Raw genomic sequence first — 24,040 nt, forward strand, 5'->3', positions numbered from 1 at the left:
TCAAAATAAATGAAACATAAACAAAATATAAGCTTGAAGCCATATCCAACCGCAAATAGCCAGTTAGTTATTGAAGATATGCAAGCCAGCACATTTTGGTCACTTCAAGATATGAGCTGGATGAACATAGCTCTTAAACTTGCTAGGCAAGGTGCTGAGCGTGGAGAAGTGCCGGTAGGAGCGATACTGGTACACGACCAGCAGATTATTGGTCAAGGATTTAATGAACCAATTGGTCGTCACGATGCGACCGCTCATGCCGAGATTGTCGCATTAAGAGAAGCGTGTGCGCGCTTAAAAAACTATCGTTTACCATTACAGACAACGTTATATGTTACCTTAGAGCCTTGTACGATGTGTATCGGAGCGCTCATTCATGCGCGGGTAGATAGATTGGTTTATGCAGCAAGCGAGCCACGAGCGGGTATGGTTGGTAGTCAAATAAATTTACCGATACAGCCTTTTTATAATCATGCTATCGAAGTACATAATGGCTTATGTCGTGAGCATAGCAGCCAGATGCTTAAGACCTTTTTCCGTGAACGACGAAAAGCGGCAAAAAAGAAAGACAATATAAGCAATTAACAAGATATCAGTCTTGCTGCTAGTGATGGGTAGGTTTCTTTGCTATAATATCGCCCTATTTGATGACGAAATGATGAATTAATTGTCAAGCGTTTGATAAATAAGTAAATATTGTTCTGCAGCTAGCATGCACTAAGCCGTATCAGTATCGTCTACTATTAAGTGAGTATTATGACCGTTTCTACAGCTGATAACGCTATACTTGATAAATTTAGTTCTGGTAGTAATGATAACCAAGCGCCAGTGTTGCGCTATCCAGTTATCTGCATTGATGGACCAAGTGGGGCAGGTAAAGGTACGGTGACGTGGCGTTTGGCCCAAGCATTGAAGTATCAACTGCTAGATTCAGGTGCTCTGTATCGTATCGTTGGACTCAAAGCATTTGAAGCGGGATTAGTTGCGGCAGACGGAAGCCAAGCCATTGACGAGATGGCTGTATTAGCATTAACGCAGCGCCTAGAGATTGCTTTTGTACCTAACAATGCATCAGGACGTGTTGATATTTTAGTGAATGGTGAAGCGGTTGGTGAGCAGGTTCGTAATGAGACCGTGGGCGGCTATGCATCACAAATAGCAGTATTTCCAAAAGTTCGTCAAGCATTACTAAAGTTGCAACAAGATATGGCAACTCGTTCTGGATTGGTCGCTGATGGTCGCGATATGGGGACGGTGGTGTTCCCAGATGCGGATGTAAAAGTATATTTGACGGCCAGTGCTGAAGCGCGTGCCGAGCGCCGCGTAACACAGTTAATAAATGCTGGTCAGACGGCAGATTTTGACGCGATTTTAGCGACGATTAAAGCTCGTGATGATCGTGATGAGAATCGGTCGACTGCACCATCAAAGCCTGCAGAAGATGCTCTACTACTAGATAGCTCTAACTTAGATGCTGATGCAGTTTATGCACAAGTGAAAAGACATTGTCAGGATAAAGGTATTTTCTTTAATAGCTAATAAAAACAAGTTAGTAAGTATGAAAAAGTTTCCTATACGCTTGATTTTAGTATAAAATCACAGTAGTAGACGCTAATAATATGTAGAGAGTGATAAAAATATTCTTTCTAAGTGATAGAAAAGTAAAAGTATAAGAAATTGCAACACAAGACAGTTGTTGCTAGTGAGTTTAATAAGTTATGTGCTTACTAACAACAAACGTTTTTATATATGATTGTATGGGATATAAAACCAGTATTCTCGTTTTATGCAATCATAAATTTGATCCGTACTGTGCTGGACAGGATACGGCTATACAAAGGTAGACATAATGGAATCATTTGCTGAACTATTTGAAGCGAGCATCGAAGAAACAGGTCTGGATATCGAGCGTGGCTCGGTTATCACTGGTACTGTTGTGGCCATTGATAACGACTGGATCACTGTTGATACTGGTCTGAAATCTGAAGGTATCGTCGCTCGTGAAGAGTTTTTAAGCGAAGAAGGCGAACTTGAAGTTGAAGTTGGCGATAGCGTTGATGTCGTGGTTGAAGCGGTTGATAACGGCATGGGTCAAACCTTGCTTTCACGTGAAAAAGCCAAACGTGTTGAAACTTGGAACTTCCTTGAAAAAATCGCTGATAATGATGAAATCGTAAAAGGTATCATCTCAAGCAAAGTTAAAGGCGGTTTCACTGTAGATATCGGTTCAGTACGTGCGTTCCTACCAGGTTCATTGGTAGATGTTCGTCCTATCCGTGACACCACGCATCTTGAAGGCAAAGAGCTAGAGTTCAAAGTCATCAAACTTGATCAAAAACGCAACAACGTTGTTGTTAGCCGTCGTGCAGTTATGGAAGCTGAAAATTCAGCTGAGCGCGAAGAGCTATTGAACAAGCTTGAAGAAGGCATCGAAATCGAAGGTATCGTTAAGAACCTTACTGATTACGGCGCATTCGTTGATCTAGGTGGTATCGATGGTCTATTGCACATCACTGACATGGCATGGCGCCGTATCAAGCATCCATCTGAAGTTGTTGAAGTTGGTCAAGACCTAAAAGTTAAAGTATTGAAGTTTGACCGTGAGCGCAATCGCGTTAGCCTAGGTCTAAAACAACTTGGTACTGATCCTTGGGATAACGTTGGCGGCACTTACCCAGTAGGTAGTGTGGTTAAAGCACGCGTAACCAACTTAACTGATTATGGTTGTTTCGCTGAGATTTCTGAAGGTATTGAAGGTTTAGTACACGTGTCAGAAATGGATCATACCAACAAAAACATCCACCCATCAAAAGTTGTTCAAGTGGGCGATGAAGTTGAAGTAATGATTCTTGATATCGATGAAGAACGTCGTCGTATCAGCTTAGGTATCAAACAAACTCTAGCTAACCCATGGGATGAGTTTGATAAGAAACATGAGCGCGGTGATAAAATCACTGGTACGATCAAATCAATCACTGACTTCGGTATCTTTATCGGTCTAGACGGTGGTATTGATGGTCTTGTTCATCTATCTGATATCTCTTGGAACGAAACTGGCGAAGACGCTATCCGTAACTACAATAAAGGCGACACCGTTGAAGCAATGGTATTGTCAGTAGATGCAGAAGCAAACCGTATCAGCCTAGGCGTGAAGCAGTTAAGCTCTGATCCATTCAACGAATACCTAGTCAACAATGACCGCGGTGCTATCGTTAATGGTAAAGTAAAAGAAGTAGATGCTAAAGGCGCTACTATCGAGCTTGCTGACGAAGTTGAAGCGTATCTACGTGCCTCTGAAATTCAACGTGATCGCGTTGAAGATGCGACTAAGCATTTGAGCGTTGGTGATGATGTTGAAGCTAAAATCATCAGTGTTGATCGTAAAACTCGCAACATCAACTTGTCTATCAAAGCGAAAGACGAAGCTGAAGAGCGTCAAGCGATTAAAGAGCTAAGCAGCACTAGCACGACTAGTACTACTGCCAGTTCTGATGCACAGCCAAAAACAATTGGCGACTTGATCAAAGAGCAAATGCAGTAAGCTGCACGTTATTGATATAAGATTATAAAAGAAGCGACTATGGTCGCTTTTTTTTTGCTTAAATTTTAAGTGTATTATTAATCAATGAGGTTTTTGCTCAAACAGGCAAACTCTTATTTCCATTTACCGTAATATCCGCTATCATTTGCAACATTGAGTAACGAGATGTGAATTATTACTTATTTAAGACACTGAGATTATTTTAGTGTATGGCTATTTATCCTTATGATATTGATGTATAGCTTGTCTTAAAAGTAACCAGCTATCGAAAATGATGGTTCAATTCACAGTCATCTTATCCATTAATCAACAAGGCAAGCGTAATAATGCAGCAAGCGATTAACAAGTCCGAATTTATTAGTAATTTAAGTGCGAACTGTGACAATATGACTGATACTGTAGTCGATGATGCAGTACGTGAAATATTAAACTTGATGACCGATACGTTAGCCAATGATGGACGCGTAGAAGTTCGTGGTTTTGGCAGTTTTTGTCTGCACCATCGTCGTGCCCGTATGGGTCGAAATCCTAAGACAGGAGAAAGCGTACCTGTACCAGCCAAAGCGATACCGCACTTTAAACCAGGTAAAGCATTACGTGAAGCAGTCAATGATACAGTAGCAAATAGCTAAGTGTGTTATAAAGTATTTATTGGGTAAAATTGCCAACAAGAGTGCTTGCCAGCCACCTTTTCTAGAACTTATCACTAGTGAGTTTATAAGCATATAAATGTGTGGGTTGATGAAGGTTTTAGAGTGCTATTTTTAAAACACTAACGACATTCCAAATCGAGGTAGACGTCTCATGCGCTTTTTACTATTTGTATTGCTGTTTTTGAGCTTTGCTTATGCACTTGGTTTGGTGTTGGCAAACAATACCGAAGTTGGCGTAAATTTATTATTCTCGCAAGCACCGACGATGAATCTAGGATTGCTGCTGATTTTATGCCTTATGCTTGGTATTGTTATTGGCATCTTGTTGGCACTACTTATTTTCCGTGTTTTACAGAATAAGTGGGAAATCTCGCGTTTGCAAAAAGCGAATGTGAACTTGCAAGCGCAATTGACACAAGCCAATGCTGTCATTGATCGCCAAGCAAGTGCACCAACGGTGGAAGAAGCTGTTTATGGTTCGACAGCAACCAATGTGCAAGTGCAAGACGCAGAAGTACTTACTGTAGATGAAGGCGCGACACTTACCAAACAAAAGCGAGAATAAATTATATTTTGTACTGATCTATGAGCAGTCCATATATAGTGTTTTGATAATTCTGATATAGATATGGTAAAACCATGAATAATACAATGAATTCCCCAGTCATCGTTGCTTTAGATAATATGACGATGGAGGCATCAATAGCATTAGCTGATCAGTTAGATCCAACATCATGCCGATTAAAAGTGGGTAAAGAGCTATTTACTCGCTGTGGTCCTGAGATAGTTAAGGCGCTACATCAGCGTAATTTTGACGTATTTCTAGACTTGAAATTTCATGATATTCCTAATACTACCGCTCAAGCGGTACTAGCGGCAGCTGAGCTTGGCGTATGGATGGTCAATGTGCATGCCAGCGCGGGCTTAGAGGCGATGTCATTGGCTAAACAGCGCTTGTTAGACGGTAACTTTGATACCTTGCTGATAGCCGTCACCGTGCTGACCTCTATGGATAATCAAGCATTGATGCAAACAGGTATTACCGATGGTCTAGATGCGCAAGTGAGTCGATTGGCACAATTAACCAAGAAAGCAGGTCTTGATGGTGTGGTCTGTTCAGCGCAAGAAGCTAAAACGCTCAAGACACTATGTGGTCAGGATTTTAAATTGATTACCCCTGGTATTCGCTTGCTAGACGACAATGCAGATGATCAAAAGCGTATTTGCACGCCAAAACAGGCGTTAGATGATGGTTCTGATTATTTGGTGATTGGTCGTTCAATTACTCAGGCAGCAGATCCTGCGGCTAAATTACAAAAGATACTCCAAGGTATTTAGATACTTATAAAATATTTGGATATTTACAAAGCGTTTAGCATTTTATAGTGTCAGCATGATAAAAAAGACAGCCTAATCCGCTGTCTTTTTTTAATTTTTGCGGGTATATCAAAAAGTGCTAAACTATTTACGTTTATTTAATGATATTAGAACTTATGAAATTACAGATTTTAAGTGACTTACATATTGACAGTTATGCGCGTCAGTCACATCCGCTAGGGCATATTCCCAAAACTGATGCAGACGTGGTATTAGTTGCGGGCGATACTGCTAACAGCGATAGTGGTATGCCATGGCTACAAGAGCAGGCAGCACGTTTGCAAGTGCCTGTGATTACGATAGCTGGTAATCATGAATACTTTAATGAAGATGTGCTACATTTTGATAAAAAGCTGGCGACTTGGGATAATTATAATGCCCAGTCGCAGCAAGGCGTCCGTTTTCTACAGTGTCAACATATTGATATTGGTGACATACGTATCCTAGGTTGTACTTTATGGACAGATTACCAATATCAGGCCAATGAAGATACTATAGCTGCTGCTATGCGCTTTATGCGTGACTATAAACAAATCTATGCTGGAGGAGAGCTTTTTTCACCTGAAGTATCGATGCAAATCCATGCTAAGCAGCGTCAATGGTTAAAGCAAGCATTGATCACCGCCAAAACACTTGGCAAAAAAACTGTTGTGATGAGCCATCATAGTATCAGTCCATTATCGGTGTCTGAGAAGTATGCGAATCTACCAAGTAACGCAGCTTTTATCAGTGATTTATCTGGCTGGATGCATGAAGATTGGGCGCCAATACTATGGGTACATGGACATACACACGAAGCATTTGATTACCGTATTGGTAATACACGAATCATTGTCAATCCACGTGCGTATCCAAATGAGGTGAGCAGCACTGCATTAGCATTTGCGTGGGACAAAGTCATTGATATCGGCTAAGTAATTTTAGCCTCTTGAAAGTAAAAATGTTTTTAGTTATTTGTCACCTTGATTCGCATTTTTTAAAATAGTGAATATAAAATAGTGCTTATTTTAAAGTCTAACCGCCTAGACTCGTAAGCAATATTGCAATCGAACTGTTATTTTGTTCATTCATATCAAAAAATCTGCTACGCTTGCTACCATGAGCAAATATCTCAATAACAATCCCTCAAAACTGTCTGCTGAAAAACTTGCGAGTCATACTCCAAGTGCTCCGGCGCCTTCGCACCTGCCTAATAGTATGATTTCCTCAGTCAGCTTATTGCCTGAAGATAAACGGCTGATTTTATTTACCAGACATTCCTTACGTGAACGCTCTGATGGCAATGGTTTTGCCAGTTATCAATTACCACTAACACCTAAAGGTCGAGTACTAGCGAAGTCGTGGGGGCGTTGGTTGGCAGGGCATTTACCGTACTCGCTCGATGTAGACAGTATCTCAAGTCCGATTGGACGCTGTATTGACACGGCGCAGCTGATGCAAGCAGGTGCGGGACTACAACGTGATATTACGCATCAGTCATTGTTGGTAGAGCCTGGTAGCCTAGTGACTGAGCCTGAAATAGCAAATCCAGTATTTAAAGAAATTGGCGTGCTCAACTTTATCAATCGATTTTTGCAAGGTAATTTAGAGGGGACCAAAAACGCTTACCAAGGCGGTCTCGATATTTTATCGCTGTTTTATCAATATCAGCCGCAGCAAGGGCATCTCATGCTTGCTGTTAGTCATGATACGTTGTTATCTGCTTTTTTAGCAGTGATGTTTGATGTGGTCGAGATTGATTGGAATGATTGGCCAAAGATGATGGAAGGCGTGTTTTTGTGGTTTGATGATAAGCCGTTTGAACAAGCCAGTGCACACTTCGTTTGGCGCGGTGAAGTGTATGTGCGCCCGATTCATACTTTATTAGAAGACTACCGTGCTGCCGGCTTTCATCCTAATACATTGCTCTTACCACCAGAAGTAAAATGGATCTAAATACTATTTAATCTAGATACTATTTAAAAGATTACTACTCACTTTTCAATCAGACATAAAAAAACCTTGCCCCAGTATTAGAACCAGTAACAAGGTTTTAGTCATCACGCTATAAAGGCGAGATGTGGTCTAAACGTTAACAATCTTAAGCTTGTAGGCCTTTGATGGTTTTGTTCAGGCGGCTCTTACGACGAGCAGCTTTATTCTTATGAATAATACCTTTGTCAGCCATACGATCAAGAACTGGTACCGCTTTTTTGTAAGCTTCGGTAGCCGCGTCATAATCTTTAGCTGCGATAGCCGCATCAACACGTTTTAAGTAAGTACGAACCATAGAGCGTTGTGACGCAGCGTTGTGACGACGTTTGGTGTTTTGACGGGCGCGTTTACGAGCTTGTGCAGTATTAGCCACGCGAATCTCCTTGATAAAGACAGATAAAAATATGAATGTGGATTACAATAAAAAAGGGTTTAACCATCATCGGTAACGAGCAGCCGTCTCGCCAAACATGATGTCGATGTCTAATATTAAAGTACCTATCTGTTATTAAAGGCACCTAAATTAGCAATAGAGCATCGCAAGCGTCAAAACTGTTTGGAATAATTAAACAGCGTTAACGTGTAAAGCCGGTTATCTTAGCAAATTATCGCCCTTAGAACAATATATTTGATGATTAATGCTTAAAGAAGTTGTGTGATCATATATATGACAGTTTTTGTGTCTTTGCTCAGCTGTTTTTTGAAATATTTATCAATATTGTTGCACTAAAAACCGCTTATGAGTGAATAAATCGCTTAGCCGATAAAATCTCTTACAATAAATTCTACAGAATACCCTCAGTTATGCGTTAATTTAGGTATGATACTAGGGTAATAAGCGTCAGCGATTGGCTTTCAAAAACCAAAATTGGCATCATTATAAAATTTCCCACACTATATAAATGGATAGGCTATGCAGCGAAAAGCAATTGTAATTGGCGCGACAGGATTGGTCGGACAGCATCTTGTCAAACAGCTTAGTGAGCTTTATGACACGTTAATTGTGATTGCAAGGCGTCCGCCACGCTATATCAATACCAGTATGCGTTTTTATCAGGTTAATGATTTTGATAATTTGGCTGAAATATTTGCCAGCGTTGGTGTTGATCGAAAGACGGACGCTTTTAGCTGTCTTGGTACGACTAAGAAGCAGGCTGGTAGCGATGAGGCCTTTCGAAAGGTTGATCATGATTATAATGTCAATTTTGCCAAACTGTGCCAAGAAAAAGGTGTTGAAAATTTCTTTTTGTTATCATCCATGAATGCTGATATTCATAGTCGGTTTTTATACAATCGCGTAAAAGCTGAAACTGAGCAGTCTATTATGGCGCTAGGTTTTACGCAGCTAGTTATTTTCCGTCCGTCCTTGTTACTTGGCAAGCATAAAGGTCGTCCGCTTGAAAGTATTGGTCAAAAAGCCTTTCAGCTGATATCGCCCTTAGTTTCAGAATCATTGTCACTGCATCCCATTTCCGCCAAACGCGTTGCCATTGCCATGGCGATGAGTGCGCATGATGTTTATCAGCGTAATAAATACCGTAATGAACCAGCTATCCGAACCACTGATATCATCGAAAATAAGCAAATGCTAGCGATGACTAAAGTTAAAAAATAGCCTAAGTATTAAGTTGAAGAAACAATTAAAATTAAGCCCTAGTCATAAATAATCAGTCATGAATAACCAATCATACATAACAAGGAGCGTCACTATGTCAGATATGCCAGAATCAATAACAATGGATAAAAAGAACTTTGTGACCTGTGATTTATTGGATGCCAATCCTGAGTCGCAGGTGTGTTTGCCTAATATCGAAGGCAAGTCTTTTCATAGCTTTGGTGGCAAAAATAAATTCTGCGGTGAAATTGTGACGGTGAAATGCTTCGAAGACAATAGTCGCGTCAAATCATTGCTAAATAGCGATGGTAAAGACAAGGATGGTAACGGTAAGGTGTTGGTGGTTGACGGTGGTGGTTCAATGCGTTGTGCGCTGCTAGGCGACATGATTGCGCAGTCAGCGATTGATAATGGCTGGGTGGGGGTTATCGTGTACGGCTGCGTCCGTGATGTTGATGATATGGCAGCAATGGACATCGGTGTTATGGCGCTTGGTTGCATTCCGCGTAAATCGAATCGCCGCGATGAAGGTCAGACGGATCTCGAAATCAGCTTTGGTGATTTAACACTAAATTCTGGTATGTTTGTCTACGCAGACAATAACGGTATTATCGCTAGCGACAAGCCACTAATTTAAAAATGGCTTATAATTTAAAAGCAGCTTAATGCATATAACTCAAAAACCTCAGCTTAGCCGTTGAGGTTTTTACATTTAATCATCCTGTCTTTATATACGAATATAATCTTTATCAGCTATTTGGCTATTGGTTTTTTAATAAAAATGCTAAGTGACAAACCGTTACGGCATAAATTTTGGTAATTGCTGAAATATTCGTATAATAGCTCTCTGACTCTTAACATTGATCCTACTCTTTATGCCTATCATTGCTTTGACTGACGCCTTTGAACCAATTAACCAGCAGTTGTTTCCTATCCAGAATGCCGAGCGGCGTTGGCTAGCACCTGTGCATGGTGCAGTCAGCAGCTTGTGGCTAGCAAGTCTGGTGCAAACACCGCTATGGAATGTTGCCGACCGATTAAAAGTGGTGGTGACGCGTGACCAAAACCAGCTCAATCAGATAGAGACGGAATTGGCATTTTGCGGCGTCGATGCTTATGTGTTCCCCGATTGGGAGACGTTGACCTATGATGAGCTGTCACCGCATCAAGATATTGTTAGTGAGCGTATCAATCTATTAACAGATATGCCAACGACAGGCGTACTATTGATATCTGTACAAGCATTAATGCATCGCGTAGCACCGCCAAGCTGGTTGATTGGGCAGCATTTTGATTTGAGCGTTGGTGATCGATTTGATATCAATACCCAGCGCGGATTGCTGGCAAAGGCAGGGTACCGCGCCGTTGAGAATGTGTTTGAGCCGGGTGAATTCGCGGTACGTGGCAGCATCATTGATATCTTTGCTATGGGTCAGCCGTTTCCACTACGTTTAGATTTGTTTGATGATGAGATTGAGACCATTCGTTTTTTTAATCCGCAAACCCAGCGGACATTAACCGTTGATGACCTCAAAACAATGATGAGCGGCAACGATAGTAGCATGGGCAAAGAGTCACTATCGCTGCTACACAAGCTGCCAGATATCTCAAAACCTATCGAACAATTCCAAATACTACCAGCAAAAGAGTTCCCGCTTGATGAAGGGCGTGAGACGTTTCGTACCAACTTCGCCACGATGTTCCCTAATGCGAGCAGCCGCAAGTTTGAGCTACATAAAGACGTAATGGCAGGTATCGCTAGTAGCGGACTTGAATATTATCAGCCGCTATTTTTTGATTTAAAAGCGTGGACAGCAGAGAGTAGCTTGTTTGCTTACTTACCAAGCGATGCGCTTTTTATCACTGATGAACTGATTAATGAAAAACAGGTAGATTACTGGTCACAAATTCAGCGCCGCTATGAAGAGCGCCGTCATGATATCGATAAACCTATTGTCGCGCCTGAATGGTTATATTTGCTATCGAATACCTTAAATGAGCATCTTAATCATTATCCACGCGTGATTCTCAGTGCGCGCAATGAGCTGGCTAGCATGACGGATGTCGCTGCGATTGACAGCGATAATTCGTTATTGGAAGATACTTCATTGTTAGCAGATGGTTCATTGCTGGAAGTTGAAGAGCAGTCAGATTCACAGCCACAACTGCCGCTTGCGCCAAGTAAGCAGCAAGGCTTGGTGACGCTCAGTGCGCAAGAGCCGCCACAATTGGCTGTTAATCACCAAAAGGCTGAGCCTCTTACCCAGCTATTAGAATTTTTAGCGTTACAAGCGCAAACAGCGACGCCAGTATTGATCGTTGCTGAAACAGCTGGTCGCCGCGAAATTCTCATTGAACTGTTTAAAGGCAAGATTGACATTAAGGCTTATGACAGCTTTGCAGCGTTTCTAGCAGCGGACAAAACCAACAGCGTTAAAGGTAATAAGCTGCCGCAAGTTGGTTTAACCGTTGCGCCCATTGAACGTGGGGTATATGTTCCTGAGCGTTTGGTGCTGATTAGTGAGACGCAATTATTTGGTCGCCAAGTATTGCAAACACGCCGTCGTCGTCAAAGCGGGGTGTCCGAAGAGTTTTTGGTTAAGAGTGTCACCGAGATAACCGAAGGCAGCCCAGTGGTGCATATCGAGCATGGTATTGGGCGTTACAATGGGCTGATTACGTTAGATGTGGGTGATGGCGAGCAAGAGTTTATTCACTTAAAATATGCCGATGATGCCAGTATTTATGTGCCCGTTGCTAATTTGCAAATGATTAATCGCTATAGCGGCGGTGATCCTGCGCTTGCGCCATTGCACAAAATCGGTAGCGGAAAATGGGATAAGGCTAAGCAAAAAGCGCTTGAGCAAATCCATGATGTAGCGGCTGAGCTGCTTAATATGCAAGCGCGTCGTGAAGCTAAAGTCGGTATTCATTTTAAAATAGATGCGTCACAGTATGAGCTCTTTGCCAGTCAGTTTGCCTTTGAAGAAACGCCTGATCAAGCGAATGCCATTCATGCGGTGATGGAAGATATGCGACAAAACCAGCCAATGGATCGGCTCATCTGCGGTGATGTGGGTTTTGGTAAAACAGAAGTGGCTATGCGGGCAGCATTCATTGCCGTCAGCGCCGGTTATCAAGTGGCGGTGCTAGTGCCGACGACCTTGTTGGCCGGTCAGCATGAAGATAATTTCCGCGACCGTTTTGCTGATTGGCCAGTGCGTATCGAGACGCTATCGCGCTTTGGCGGAAAAAAGCATCAAGAAACGGTGTTGACAGATCTAGCAGCAGGTAAAGTCGATATCGTCATCGGCACCCATAAACTGTTACAACCTGATGTGAAATTCTCTAATTTAGGTTTGATGATTGTCGACGAAGAACATCGCTTCGGGGTGCGCCATAAAGAGCGTATCAAGGCGATTCAGACTGATGTGGATAGTATGTCGATGACAGCAACGCCGATCCCGAGAACGCTTAATATGGCGCTCTCAGGTATGCGTGACATGTCCATTATTGCGACACCGCCAGCACGTCGTTTGGCGATTAAAACCTTTGTCATGCAGAAGACCGACGCTCTAATGAAAGAGGCTATCTTGCGCGAGCTATTGCGCGGTGGGCAGGTTTATTTATTACATAATGATGTGGCGAGCATTGAGCGTATGGCAGAAACCATACGTGAATTGGTGCCTGAGGCGAGAGTAGGGGTTGCTCACGGGCAAATGCAAGAGCGCCAACTTGAGCAAGTGATGCAGCAGTTTTATCATAAAAAATTCAATGTCCTGATATGCTCCACCATTATCGAAACCGGTATTGATGTACCGAATGCTAATACCATTATCATTGAGCGTGCTGATAAGTTTGGCTTGGCACAATTACATCAGCTGCGTGGTCGTGTCGGTCGTAGTCATCATCAAGCGTATTGTTATCTACTTGTGCCTTCTATCAAAGGTCTAAAAGGCGATGCTAAGCGCCGATTGCATGCGATTGAACGTGCCAATACCTTAGGTGCAGGTTTTATGCTGGCTAGCGAAGACTTAGAAATTCGCGGTGCTGGCGAAATACTTGGTAAGCAGCAAAGTGGTAATATGCAGGCGATTGGTTTTAGCTTATATATGGACATGCTGGAGCGAGCGACAAAAGCCATTAAAGCGGGTAAAGAGCCTGATTTAAGCACACCGTTGTCGCTGACTAGTGAGATTAATCTGCATAGCTCAGCATTGATACCAGAAGAATATCTACATGATGTCCATCAGCGTTTGTTATTTTATAAGCGTATCAGTAATGCCGATGATAAAGAGGCATTGATTGATATTCGTACCGAAATGATTGACCGTTTTGGTACATTACCAGAGCAAACTAAGCAGTTGTTCGCCATCCACGGACTGCGTATACAAGCTGAGCCGCTGAAGATTAATAAGATTGATGCCAATAGTAATAGCATGACATTAGAGTTTGCGCCTGATACCCCAGTCGATGCCTTGGCGATTATTAAGTTGATTCAATCAAATGGTCAGCGTTATCGTATGAACGGTGCTTCTGGTATTCGTTATCAAGATGCTGATAAACTGGCAACGCCGCAACAGCGCGTCACCGCGATTCAAGAGTTATTACGCTATTTTAGCGAGCATATGGTGGCAGAGTCAGCGTAGTTGTTTTGGCATTTCGGCATTCTGAGAGCTTAGCAATGATTTTCGGTAGATTCAATCAGCTCAATAAGTCAGCTAGCCAGTGCCCAAGTAGGACGTCAAGACAATGAGTCATAGCGCTATTTTATCGGTCGGATAACTGATAAAATAGCAACATCCTATATTTAGCCTATTGTTTTTTAGTAAATTAAATTCTGCTTTTCTAGATTTATATTCCTTTTATCTGAGTGTCATAACAAGAGAACCGTCATTATGTTCCAACTTCATCATAAACTTGCTGCCGATAGTTTTTTAGTGGGTGATTTCCCATTATCGACTTGTCGTTTAATCAATGATTGCCAGTTTCCTTGGTTAATATTAGTGCCGCGCGTATCAGGTATCAAAGAGTTATATGAGTTATCTGAAGCCGATCAAACACAGTTTTTACGTGAGTCAAGCTGGTTGTCGAGTCAGCTAGCCAAGACCTTTCAAGCTGATAAAATGAATGTAGCTGCACTCGGTAATCAAGTACCACAGCTACATTTTCATCATATCGTTCGCTATCAAAACGACATGCAATGGCCAAATCCAGTATGGGGAGTTCCTGCTATTCCTTATACTAAAGAAGTGTTGGCGCAGATGCAGCAGACGTTAATGATGGCATTGCGTGGTCATCATCAAATGCCGTTTGACTGGCAAATGTAATAAATACCTGATTAGTAACAGGTCGGTAAGTTGATTGGCAAATTGATAATGATACTCTATTGGCTAGGCATTGATTAACTAGGTATCGATTAGCTGGGCATCGATTGACCCATCAAAATAACTGGAAAAATGGCTAAACGTTTAAAGTTAGGCTTTATTTTGGTGTCTTAGTCGTTTTACGGTTATGTGCCAACGTTATGCTCAGTTATTACAGCCCCTAATTTTTATATATTAATAGGTTTTAAGTATTTGAAATCCAGATAAATATTATCTGGATTTTTTGTGTTTGGTTTAAACGATATGTCTTATAATCCCGATTTAGTAGCATATTAAGACAAGATGAGTGATGAGTGGTAGGCTTTTGGCTATCAGTGACATGGGTTTTGTTGCATTTAAAAAGTATAATGTAATCATTGATTAATTTTATACATAACTTGGCATAGAGGTAGGTAGTACGCGTGTGCTATCCTCAAGCCTTTTAGTTTTTTACATAGCCTGTTTTACGTAAGCGAATACTTCATATGCCTTTTTTAGACACGCTGAGACCAAATCACTCTTCAAAAAATGAAGGGATTTATCGATTTGACTATCCAGAAGTCTTCGTTTTAATGCTTACGGTCATACTCCTCGCTGTACATTTTAATTTTAGACCTACTTCAATGGCACTGCTCGTTATTGTTTGTCTGCCAAGTTTAATGATTTTGATTTATAACTATCGCCGCCAAAAAAGCTTTTGGACGTCTAACATTGTTATCATTTTACTATCGGTGGTTATTGGGTCGATACAGTTTTGCACGGTTATTTCGCTTAGCTTAGCCGCGCTTATAGCACTCAGAATTATTATTAGTAGCCCTGAAAATCATTTAAAACTGATTGCCGTCTCTATAATCACCGTCATTGTCTTCTATTATGTTAGCGTTACCCTAAGCAGTGCTGATATAGATTGCCATGAAGGCTGGACCACACCAATAATATTATTAGCCAGTATGATCGTCATACTGTATCAGTTTTGGCATGTGTACCAAGAGTATATTGGTTATGAAACTCGTGCTCATCAGGCCGTTGGGCGATTAAGCACGATGGTCTCCGTCATTAATAAGTTAACGCGCTTCATACCTCCACAAGTTTGGGAGCCTATCGTAAAATCTGACAGCCCAGTTACCGTTGCTAATAAGCGCGCTAAGCTGACGATTATGTTCTCAGATATCGTTGGCTTTACGGAATTGTCAGATAGTTTGAGCGCTGACAATTTGGCTGATATCTTAAATACTTATATGCATTGTATGACATTGATAGCAAACAAGCATGGCGCCGTACTTGATAAATTTATTGGTGATGGCATGGTGTGTTTTTTCGGTGAGCCAAATAGTCGCGGTGCGCGCCAAGATGCTTTAGACTGTATTGCAATGGCAATAGATATGCGTCGCGAGATGCGAACTTTGAGGCAAAAATGGCGCTTGATGGGCTTTGAGGGGTTGTACATTCGTATCGGTATTAGCACAGGTTATTGCCATGTTGGTAATTTTGGTAGTAATAATCGTCTAAGCTATACTCTTATTGGTAAAGAGGCCAATCTAGCGGCAAGACTTGAATCGAGCGCTGGTAAAGATGAGATACTGGTCAGTGAGAGTACCTACGATTATATTTGTCATAATTATGACTGTCAGCATGCAGGTGCGTTCAAGTTAAAAGGTTTTGATAGCAAGGTAAATGCATGGCAAGTGCTGGATCCAGATACGTATAAAGGTCATTTATCAAAGTGGGTTGATCACACACTACCAGGTTTCAATTTGCATCTAAATTTTAAAGATATGAAGGATAATGATTATCAAGATATCAGAGCACGCTTAAATTTTGCGCTTGAACGTGTCGAGCAGGAGCAAGAAAAAGTGGCAACTGACATAGCGGCAGCAAGCAAACGTAATGACAATCAATGACAATCGTCATAAATAATCATCCAAAAATAATGTTTATAAAATCAAGCACAAAAAAGCCAGCTATTATTATGATAGCTGGCTTTTGCAATATAACAGTCAGATGAATTTTACGGTTAGCGTTTAGTGGTTTTCTTTTGCATGGTTGAGTGTATATTTAGGAATCTCGATGGTTAAATCTTCATCATCGAGCATGACCTGACAAGATAGGCGTGAGTCAGGCTCTAATCCCCAAGCACGATCTAATAAATCGGCTTCAATATCATCCATTTCATCTAAACTATTAAAACCTTTACGGACGACCACATGGCACGTGGTACAGGCTTTTGACATCTCACATGCATGTTCAATTTTAATGCCTTTTTCCAATAGCGCTTTACATAAGTTGCTGCCAGCTTCTAGCTCGACTTCGGCGCCTTCAGGGCAAATTTCATGATGCGGTAGTACGGTAATTTTTGGCATAAATCGTCTTTCCAGTGCTAATCAATTAAAAGAATAAAAATATAAGAAATGAGCTTAGTATGGTGACTAAGCCACATTTTAAATGTATCTGCTACCAATCTTGGGCATTCGTGCCTGCCATGCTGGCTTTAACGCTTTGATTCATAATACGGGCAGCAAAGGCATCACTGTGAGGCTTAAGCTTTGCTTGCTGTGCCTCGATAAGTGCCAAATCATCAGTACTGAGCGTTGTTTGCAACACTTGTATTTGCTCAGCCAATGAGTGCTGCTCCTCAGACGACAATAAAGCTGCAAATTCTTTAAGGGCAGATTGTAGCGCTAATACTTCACGCTCCGCTTCTACTTTGGTTTCGATTAAAGAACGTGTATTTTTATCTTCTTCTGCATGCTTGAATCCTGCGACGAGCAACTGCTCTTTTTGCTCATCTGATAACCCATAAGAAGGCACAATCTCAATCTTACTTTCTGTCTTGGTTGTGGTTTCCTGTGCGCTGACGGTTAGCTGTCCATTCGCATCAATACTAAAGGTGACCTCAATACGAGCAAATCCAGCTTTCATCGGCGGGATACCATATAGCTCAAAACGACCCAATGAACGGCAGTTGTCTACTGTCTCGCGTTCGCCCTGTACCACATGAATCACCATGCCTGTTTGACCATCTTGATAGGTGGTAAACACTTGGCGTTTTTTGACAGGGATAGGCGTATTACGTGGAATCAGTACTTCAACTAAGCCGCCCATGGTCTCAAGACCAAGCGATAGCGGCGTTACGTCTAACAATAGTAGGTTGTTATTACTATCGCCATTGACCAATTGATGCGCCGTTTGGGCAGCACCCAAAGCCACGACTTCATCGGGATTTAGACGACAAAGTGGTTGCTTGGCAAAAAACTCTGTCACGACTTGTTGTATAGCAGGCATACGAGTAGAGCCACCGACCAAAATCACTTCGTCTAGATCAGCACTCGAAAGCTTGGCATCACGCAGTACTTGTTCGCATACGCTCAATGTACGGCGGCTAACTGGCTCTGCAATAGCCAGTAAATCTGTACGGCGAAGCACACCTTGATAAGATTGCTCATTCACAGTGATGTCAATATTGACTTGTTCAGCATCCGTCAGGGCTTGTTTATAAGCTTTGGCTTGTTGCGCCAGTATTGACTTGTCATGACGACTCACATCTTTAGGATCGATATTTAATTGTTTGATAAGCCAATTGGTCATTAGACGATCGATGTCATCACCGCCTAATGCACTATTACCGCCAGTTGCCAGTACTTCAAAGACACCATCAGTCAGCTTTAAGATAGAAACGTCAAAAGTACCGCCACCCAGATCGTAAATTAAATAATAACTTTCTTTATCGCCGTTTTGCGTTGACTGGTCGAGACCATAGGCGACGGCAGCAGCAGTAGGCTCATTTAGCAGGCGTAACACATTGATACCAGCCGCTTGGGCTGCATCTTTGGTCGCTTGCCGCTGTGCTTCATCAAAATAAGCAGGGACAGTAATGACCGCACCCTCAATACTGTCTGCAGGCAATGCGCTCGCTGCCCGTTGCTCAAGCGCTGCTAAAATACGTGCTGATACTTCAACAGGCGATACTTTACCCTGAGCCGTCACAAATGCTGGCATGTCATCTTTGCTGCCGCTTAAATCATAAGGATGAGAGAATTTGATATCAGCTTTACTACGACCCATAAAACGCTTAGCCGAGACGATCGTATTTTTTGGATCATCCGCTAAGTGAGCTAATGCATCAGAGCCAACCAAGGGCTTATCTACACTTGGATAATAGACCACAGAAGGTAATAAGGTATCGGTAGCTGCGCTTGCCTCTAAGACTTGCGCCTTGCCTGAGCGTACTACCGCGACCAATGAGCGCGTAGTACCAAGATCAATTCCTAGGCCAAAACGATGCTGATGGGGTTGGGCGCTTTGATTGGGTTCGGCAATTTGCAATAAAGACATAAGATAACTCAAAGATAAAATGAAAGAGATAAAATTAATAAGTGAAATGAAACAAATATGATAAGCGCACTATTGTAGTTTAACTGCTTTGTATGCACGTGAAAACGAAGATACTTAGCGATTAAAAGTGCTTAAAATAAGGGATTATACGGCATCGCTATGACTATTTTAACCATCGCTTATAATATAGTTTTCAAATAAGCGTTATAAGCGAATAGTATTTATAAATAAATTTGGCATATAAAATAAATTAACAAGCTTATACGTCAGTTAGTTAGACGTATAAATCATCATCATCTGAATGCTCAGCAGTCGCTAACTCATCGATACCAGTAGTCACGTCAGCATTTAATTTGACTAAGAATTTTAGTTTTTGTGTCGCATCAATCGCCGTTTGCCAATCTTGGTTTTGGTAAGCATCGTTAAAACGCTTAGACTGTTTTGCCAGTCGCTCGGTGATTTGAGGGTGTAGTTGTTGCAATGTCGCACGATCTTTACCCTCGATAGCGTCATCTAAATCCATGCGCATCTGCATCGCATCTTCTAAAAAGTCCAAGTCTGCAATTGAATGCTCTAGATTCTGTGCTTGATCTGCCATGTCTAGTAGATAGCTAGCACGACTATCAGGCGCACTTAACGCTTGGTAGGCTTGATTGATTAACGCTGAGGCTTGCTCAGACTGCTGTTGCGCTTGCGTAGTATTGGCTAGATTCTTGGTGACATTATCAGGATGATAACGTTTTTGTAGCAGACGTAGATGCTGATCGAGACTCTCTTGATTGACTTCAAACTGTACAGGCTGCTCAAATAGGGCAAAGAAGTTATCAAACTGGGCTTCTGCAGTAATGTCTGTCATATCATACGCCTTGCTTGTTATTTATTTTGAAAGTTTTCTTTAGCTGAGAACATATTTATTATGGCTTGAATATAGAGTCAGGAAACTCTAAACTCAATGGTTTTTAACCTTTGAACCATTAAACGGTAAAAGACTCGCCGCAACCACATTCGCCTTTTTGATTGGGATTGGTGAACTTAAAGCCTTCGTTAAGACCTTCTTTTTCGTAGTCCATCAACAAACCATCTAAATAGACCAAACTTTTAGGATCAATAAAGATGTTAACGCCGCGGCTTTCGTAACGCGTGTCATTTTCATCAGGGGTATCTACAAACTCTAAAACGTAAGCTAAGCCTGAGCAACCCGCGGTACGGATACCCACTCGAATACCTTCGCCTTTGCCGCGATTGTCCAAAAAGTCTCGAACATGCTGAGCGGCGCGTTCTGTCATTTCAATCATGCCAACTCCCATTGACTATAAATAATAAATATCAATCAAAAAAATCTGTATAAACTGGCAATGAAAATAGCGCATTTGCCAAAAAAATCTTAATAACGACCAGTTAAGAATCACTAGAAAATAAAAGGTGACAATTACATTAGCGTTATTGTCACCTCTTTAGCGTTAGTAGCTGTTCAATACATCGACTACTAAAGTACTTTCATTAAGACCGTGTACTTAGAAGTACAATACTTACGCTAATAGGTTTAGCTAGCCACTTCTTCTGTCTCTACTGCTGCGCTATGCTTGCCTTTATAGTCGCTAATAGCGGCTTTAATGGCGTCTTCAGCAAGTACAGAGCAATGCACTTTTACTGGTGGTAAGGCCAACTCTTTCGCGATATCGTTGTTTTTGATTTCGCCCGCTTGATCCAAGCTTTTGCCTTTTAGCCACTCAGTCACGAGCGAGCTTGAAGCGATTGCCGAACCACAGCCATAAGTTTTAAAGCGTGCATCTTCAATGATGCCATTATCATCAACTTGAATCTGTAGGCGCATTACATCGCCACAAGCTGGGGCACCAACCATACCAGTACCAACGTTTTTGGCATTTTTATCAAGATTGCCGACGTTGCGTGGATTTTCGTAATGATCAATAACTTGGTCACTATAGGCCATGGGGTTTTCTCCTAGTTAGATGACGAGCAGTCAATTACTGACTTTAAATGTCTAACTACTCATCGATAATTGGGGTCAAACATTTAGTTAATAGAAACGGTATTTATAAAAACGGTATTTATAAAAACTGGATTTATAAGTGTCTGATCAATCGTTTAATGGTTCTGTTTGATAACTGTGTCGTTGTTTTCGGTAATTTTAGTGCTCAGCCCATTCGACTGAATCTAAATCAACACCTTCTTGGTACATATCCCAAAGTGGTGATAAGGCACGTAATTTATCGACTGCTTCATGCATTTGTTTGATGACAGTATCGATATCTTCTTCGGTGGTATAACGACCAAAGCTGAAACGAATTGAGCTGTGTGCTAATTCATCTGGGCGACCAATAGCGCGTAATACATATGATGGTTCAAGCGTCGCTGATGTACAGGCTGAGCCTGATGATACGGCTAAGTCTTTGAGTGACATCATGAGAGACTCGCCCTCAACGAAGTTGAAGCTGATGTTTACAATGTTAGGTACGCTGTGCTCAAGATCACCATTTAGGTAAATCTCTTCGATATCTTGTAGACCGTCCCACAGTTTTTGGCGTAGCTTGGCTGCATGTGCATGGTCTTCTTCATAACGCTCATTGGCTAAAGCAAATGCTGCCCCAAGACCAACGATTTGATGCGTCGGTAATGTACCTGAACGCATACCGCGCTCATGACCACCGCCATGCTGCTCTGCTTTCAAGCGGATACGTGGCTTACGGCGAACAAATAATGCACCAATACCTTTAGGACCGTAGGCTTTGTGACCTGAGAAGCTCATCAAATCGATCTTCGTGGTTTCAAGGTCAATCAATACTTTACCAACAGATTGTGCGCCATCGACGTGGAAGACCACACCTGCTTCACGAGTGATTTCACCAATGGCAGCGACATCAGTAATCGTACCAAGCTCATTATTTACCATCATGAGTGATACTAAGATAGTATCGTCACGTAATGCTTCTTTCACTTGCTCTGGTAAGATTAGCCCAGTGCTTGGCTGTGGCTCAAGATAAGTAATTTCAAAACCTTCTTGCTCAAGCTCACGGCACGTATCTAATACGGCTTTATGTTCGATCTTACTGGTAATGATGTGCTTACCACGAGATTGATAAAAGTGGGCGGCACCTTTAATGGCTAAGTTATCTGATTCTGTTGCACCAGAGGTAAAGACAATCTCGCGTGGATCAGCGTTAATGACTTCAGCCACTTGTTGACGCGCTGTTTCTACCGCTTCTTCTGCTTGCCAGCCATAGCCATGCGAGCGCGAGGCTGGATTACCAAAGATGCCATCTACTGTCAGATACTCGCTCATCTTAGCAGCTACTGATTTTGCAACTGGTGTGGTGGCGGCATAATCTAAGTATATAAGGTTGTTATGTTGGCTCATGCTGGGTTTGCCTCGCTGTTCGATAGGGTAATAGTGTTGATATCTTTTATGGAAATCTCTTTGGTAGAGCTGTGCTGACGCTCTGACACTGATTGCACATTTTCCATGTCTAATAATTGCGCTAATGTTATATTTTTCAAGTACTGTTCGATATGATTGGACAGTGCACACCATAAATCATGGGTTAAGCACATTGTACCACCTTGACAGTCGCCGCGTCCTTCGCACTGCATCGCATTAACCGACTCATCGACGGCAGATATGATGCTCATGACGTCTATTTCATGCAATGGTTTGGCTAGATGATAGCCACCGGCCGCACCTCGGATGCTAGTGACCAGACCACGCTTACGAAGTTTGGAAAACAGTTGTTCAAGGTAAGAGATAGAAATCGATTGCCGCTTGGCGATATCAGATAAGGAGACTGCAGTGTCTTGTTGGCTGGTCTGTAATGCCAAATCCAGTAACGCAGTAACGGCATATCTGCCTCGAGTAGTCAAACGCATGTGTTATCTCCAAACTTTTAAGTCATTTTTATTTAACAACGACCTTAGCAAAATGATAGTGGTGGTAGCTTGTAGCGCAATATGAAAGCTACTGATGGAATCACATAACCGCTAAGTTGTGTCTTATCGTTATTAAACAGCAGATGATTAACCCGATGTGTGCAACGATTAAGCCAATTATACTTAATCCTGAGTAATTTAGTCAAGATTAAAGTGTGGTTGAATGGTTAATCGAGCTTATCACTATGATTGATAAAAACAATGGTATTAAAAGGAGGGACTATAAGATTGAGAACATTGATTCCTAGCATTTTTGAAATACTAAAATACAGTCTTGAAGTTCGAGTATTACGTTTTTTTAACTTCTATCAATTATATTAGGGCGTGCTGAATGTTCAATACGCCCCAGTCATCTAAGCGCTTAGTATATTAAGCGCTTAATATGCCTTAATCGGCATCAAACGCGTTTGGTAAAGTAAGTAGCTTGTTATTGGTAAGCTGTCATTGGTAAGCTGACATTGGTAAGTCGTCGTTGGCGACATTAATTCATTAATAGCGCGATAATGGCTGCGATCATAATAACGAGAGCAGCCACGGTGACGATTATCAGGGTTTTTTGTTTGCTCTGTAACTCTTTAACCGTGATTTCAAGCTCACGGTTTTTAATAGTCAAGGTGTTTATTTGGGTTTGTTGCTCTTTGATGCGTAATTTATAGCTGTCCTTTTTGTCAGCCATTTCAGCTTCAGTAGGCTTGGTCTTACCTTTGCCACCTTTTATCTTTTTAATAAGACCTTGAATTAAGCTGCCAAGACCGAGTTGCATAATAAACTGCTTGACCAACTGTACTTGAACAGACTCGCCGCGCATTTGTAGTTTTTCGGTGGTTTCGCTGTCATGAGTGGTGATCGCATTGATCACTTGGATGCTATAAGCATTAATGATGACGTCAGGTTCGCTGCGGTCAATAGGTAACTCTGCGTCTAATAATACGCCTTTGGTGCTAAACGTGGCAAACACCTCAACATGAGGTAGATACAAGCGTAGCGCCACGACAGTACCTTGCTTGGCAAGTGGGTAAGCGGCCTTACGTAGTTCGGGATCTAAACGTAACAATAGTGTCAGCGCCGACTCGATGAACACCAGAATGATATTAAGAAAAGAGTGAGACAACGTAGAACGCTTCATGTAAATAATCCGTTTTATATTTGGCAAATTAGAGGCAAAAGACAAACAAGAGTCAAAATTGACCCAAAAGGTGCAGTGATATTTTGCTTATAGTAACGCCTTTATAATAAA

The 24,040-nt window shown here is 41.8% G+C and carries 22 protein-coding genes; 13 read left to right on the forward strand and 9 right to left on the reverse strand.

The genetic code is table 11. The features are described from left to right. Positions 1-9: 9 nt before the first annotated feature. The 8 genes from tadA to ACP69U_RS06165 all read left to right on the forward strand — a co-directional run bounded on the left by tadA (position 10) and on the right by ACP69U_RS06165 (position 7,506). Positions 10-585: a tRNA adenosine(34) deaminase TadA gene (gene tadA / locus ACP69U_RS06130; RefSeq protein ID WP_426138122.1), complete on the forward strand. Its 576-nt coding sequence runs from the start codon at positions 10-12 to the stop codon at positions 583-585. A 171-nt stretch (positions 586-756) separates the two neighbouring features. Next, on the forward strand, positions 757-1,539 hold the full coding sequence (cmk, locus tag ACP69U_RS06135; protein ID WP_426138123.1) for a (d)CMP kinase: 783 nt from the start codon (positions 757-759) through the stop codon (positions 1,537-1,539). 310 nt (positions 1,540-1,849) lie between these two features. Further along, positions 1,850-3,541: a 30S ribosomal protein S1 gene (rpsA, locus tag ACP69U_RS06140; RefSeq protein ID WP_055124414.1), complete on the forward strand. Its 1,692-nt coding sequence runs from the start codon at positions 1,850-1,852 to the stop codon at positions 3,539-3,541. A 326-nt stretch (positions 3,542-3,867) separates the two neighbouring features. Further along, on the forward strand, positions 3,868-4,173 hold the full coding sequence (locus tag ACP69U_RS06145; protein WP_045445047.1) for an integration host factor subunit beta: 306 nt from the start codon (positions 3,868-3,870) through the stop codon (positions 4,171-4,173). Positions 4,174-4,345: 172 nt separating this feature from the next. Beyond that, positions 4,346-4,759: a lipopolysaccharide assembly protein LapA domain-containing protein gene (locus ACP69U_RS06150; protein WP_045451852.1), complete on the forward strand. Its 414-nt coding sequence runs from the start codon at positions 4,346-4,348 to the stop codon at positions 4,757-4,759. 74 nt (positions 4,760-4,833) lie between these two features. Continuing rightward, the gene (pyrF, locus tag ACP69U_RS06155) at positions 4,834-5,532 is read left to right on the forward strand and encodes an orotidine-5'-phosphate decarboxylase (protein WP_426138124.1); all 699 of its coding nucleotides are present in this window, start codon (positions 4,834-4,836) and stop codon (positions 5,530-5,532) included. A gap of 155 nt (positions 5,533-5,687) precedes the next feature. Beyond that, entirely contained in the window at positions 5,688-6,485 is a 798-nt protein-coding gene (locus ACP69U_RS06160; protein WP_372815952.1) for a metallophosphoesterase, read from the forward strand. Positions 6,486-6,669: 184 nt separating this feature from the next. Beyond that, positions 6,670-7,506 carry a histidine phosphatase family protein gene (locus ACP69U_RS06165; RefSeq protein WP_426138125.1) on the forward strand — a complete coding sequence of 279 codons (837 nt, stop codon included), beginning with the start codon at positions 6,670-6,672 and terminating at the stop codon, positions 7,504-7,506. Between the two features lie 145 nt (positions 7,507-7,651). Here the strand turns inward: ACP69U_RS06165 and rpsT are convergent, their stop codons facing one another. Beyond that, positions 7,652-7,918, reverse strand: a complete 267-nt coding sequence (gene rpsT / locus ACP69U_RS06170) for a 30S ribosomal protein S20 (RefSeq protein ID WP_426138126.1) — start codon at positions 7,916-7,918, stop codon at positions 7,652-7,654. A 540-nt stretch (positions 7,919-8,458) separates the two neighbouring features. Between rpsT and ACP69U_RS06175 the strand changes: the two genes are divergently transcribed. The 5 genes from ACP69U_RS06175 to ACP69U_RS06195 all read left to right on the forward strand — a co-directional run bounded on the left by ACP69U_RS06175 (position 8,459) and on the right by ACP69U_RS06195 (position 16,427). After that, entirely contained in the window at positions 8,459-9,160 is a 702-nt protein-coding gene (locus tag ACP69U_RS06175; RefSeq protein WP_426138127.1) for an NAD-dependent epimerase/dehydratase family protein, read from the forward strand. Between the two features lie 103 nt (positions 9,161-9,263). Further along, positions 9,264-9,797: a ribonuclease E activity regulator RraA gene (gene rraA / locus ACP69U_RS06180; RefSeq protein WP_426138146.1), complete on the forward strand. Its 534-nt coding sequence runs from the start codon at positions 9,264-9,266 to the stop codon at positions 9,795-9,797. Between the two features lie 238 nt (positions 9,798-10,035). Continuing rightward, positions 10,036-13,809 (forward strand): transcription-repair coupling factor, encoded by a 3,774-nt coding sequence (mfd, locus tag ACP69U_RS06185; RefSeq protein WP_426138128.1) that lies wholly within the window; start codon positions 10,036-10,038, stop codon positions 13,807-13,809. A gap of 249 nt (positions 13,810-14,058) precedes the next feature. After that, positions 14,059-14,490 carry an HIT domain-containing protein gene (locus tag ACP69U_RS06190; protein ID WP_045445060.1) on the forward strand — a complete coding sequence of 144 codons (432 nt, stop codon included), beginning with the start codon at positions 14,059-14,061 and terminating at the stop codon, positions 14,488-14,490. 659 nt (positions 14,491-15,149) lie between these two features. Continuing rightward, a complete protein-coding gene (locus ACP69U_RS06195) occupies positions 15,150-16,427 on the forward strand; it encodes an adenylate/guanylate cyclase domain-containing protein (RefSeq protein ID WP_227681671.1) in 1,278 nt (425 codons plus the stop codon). A 120-nt stretch (positions 16,428-16,547) separates the two neighbouring features. Here ACP69U_RS06195 and fdx read toward each other — a convergent pair whose 3' ends face one another. From fdx to ACP69U_RS06235, 8 genes are all read right to left on the reverse strand, one after another. Beyond that, entirely contained in the window at positions 16,548-16,886 is a 339-nt protein-coding gene (gene fdx / locus ACP69U_RS06200) for an ISC system 2Fe-2S type ferredoxin (protein ID WP_045445066.1), read from the reverse strand. Between the two features lie 91 nt (positions 16,887-16,977). Next, positions 16,978-18,858, reverse strand: a complete 1,881-nt coding sequence (gene hscA, locus ACP69U_RS06205; protein ID WP_426138129.1) for a Fe-S protein assembly chaperone HscA — start codon at positions 18,856-18,858, stop codon at positions 16,978-16,980. A gap of 274 nt (positions 18,859-19,132) precedes the next feature. Further along, positions 19,133-19,714: a Fe-S protein assembly co-chaperone HscB gene (gene hscB, locus ACP69U_RS06210; protein WP_055124405.1), complete on the reverse strand. Its 582-nt coding sequence runs from the start codon at positions 19,712-19,714 to the stop codon at positions 19,133-19,135. 118 nt (positions 19,715-19,832) lie between these two features. Beyond that, entirely contained in the window at positions 19,833-20,153 is a 321-nt protein-coding gene (gene iscA, locus ACP69U_RS06215; RefSeq protein WP_045445072.1) for an iron-sulfur cluster assembly protein IscA, read from the reverse strand. Between the two features lie 248 nt (positions 20,154-20,401). Next, complete coding sequence (gene iscU / locus ACP69U_RS06220; RefSeq protein ID WP_201501580.1) at positions 20,402-20,812, reverse strand: Fe-S cluster assembly scaffold IscU; 411 nt, start codon at positions 20,810-20,812, stop codon at positions 20,402-20,404. 198 nt (positions 20,813-21,010) lie between these two features. Then, complete coding sequence (locus tag ACP69U_RS06225; protein ID WP_201501579.1) at positions 21,011-22,237, reverse strand: IscS subfamily cysteine desulfurase; 1,227 nt, start codon at positions 22,235-22,237, stop codon at positions 21,011-21,013. Beyond that, positions 22,234-22,743, reverse strand: coding sequence for an Rrf2 family transcriptional regulator (locus ACP69U_RS06230; protein ID WP_045451863.1), 510 nt, complete (start codon positions 22,741-22,743; stop codon positions 22,234-22,236). Before ACP69U_RS06230 ends, ACP69U_RS06225 begins: the two co-directional genes overlap by 4 nt. A gap of 541 nt (positions 22,744-23,284) precedes the next feature. After that, positions 23,285-23,929, reverse strand: a complete 645-nt coding sequence (locus ACP69U_RS06235; protein ID WP_045451866.1) for a hypothetical protein — start codon at positions 23,927-23,929, stop codon at positions 23,285-23,287. Positions 23,930-24,040: the final 111 nt, after the last annotated feature.

This window comes from Psychrobacter sp. TWR1-1-1 (genome assembly GCF_049895865.1).
GTDB classification, from domain to species: domain Bacteria; phylum Pseudomonadota; class Gammaproteobacteria; order Pseudomonadales; family Moraxellaceae; genus Psychrobacter; species Psychrobacter immobilis_A.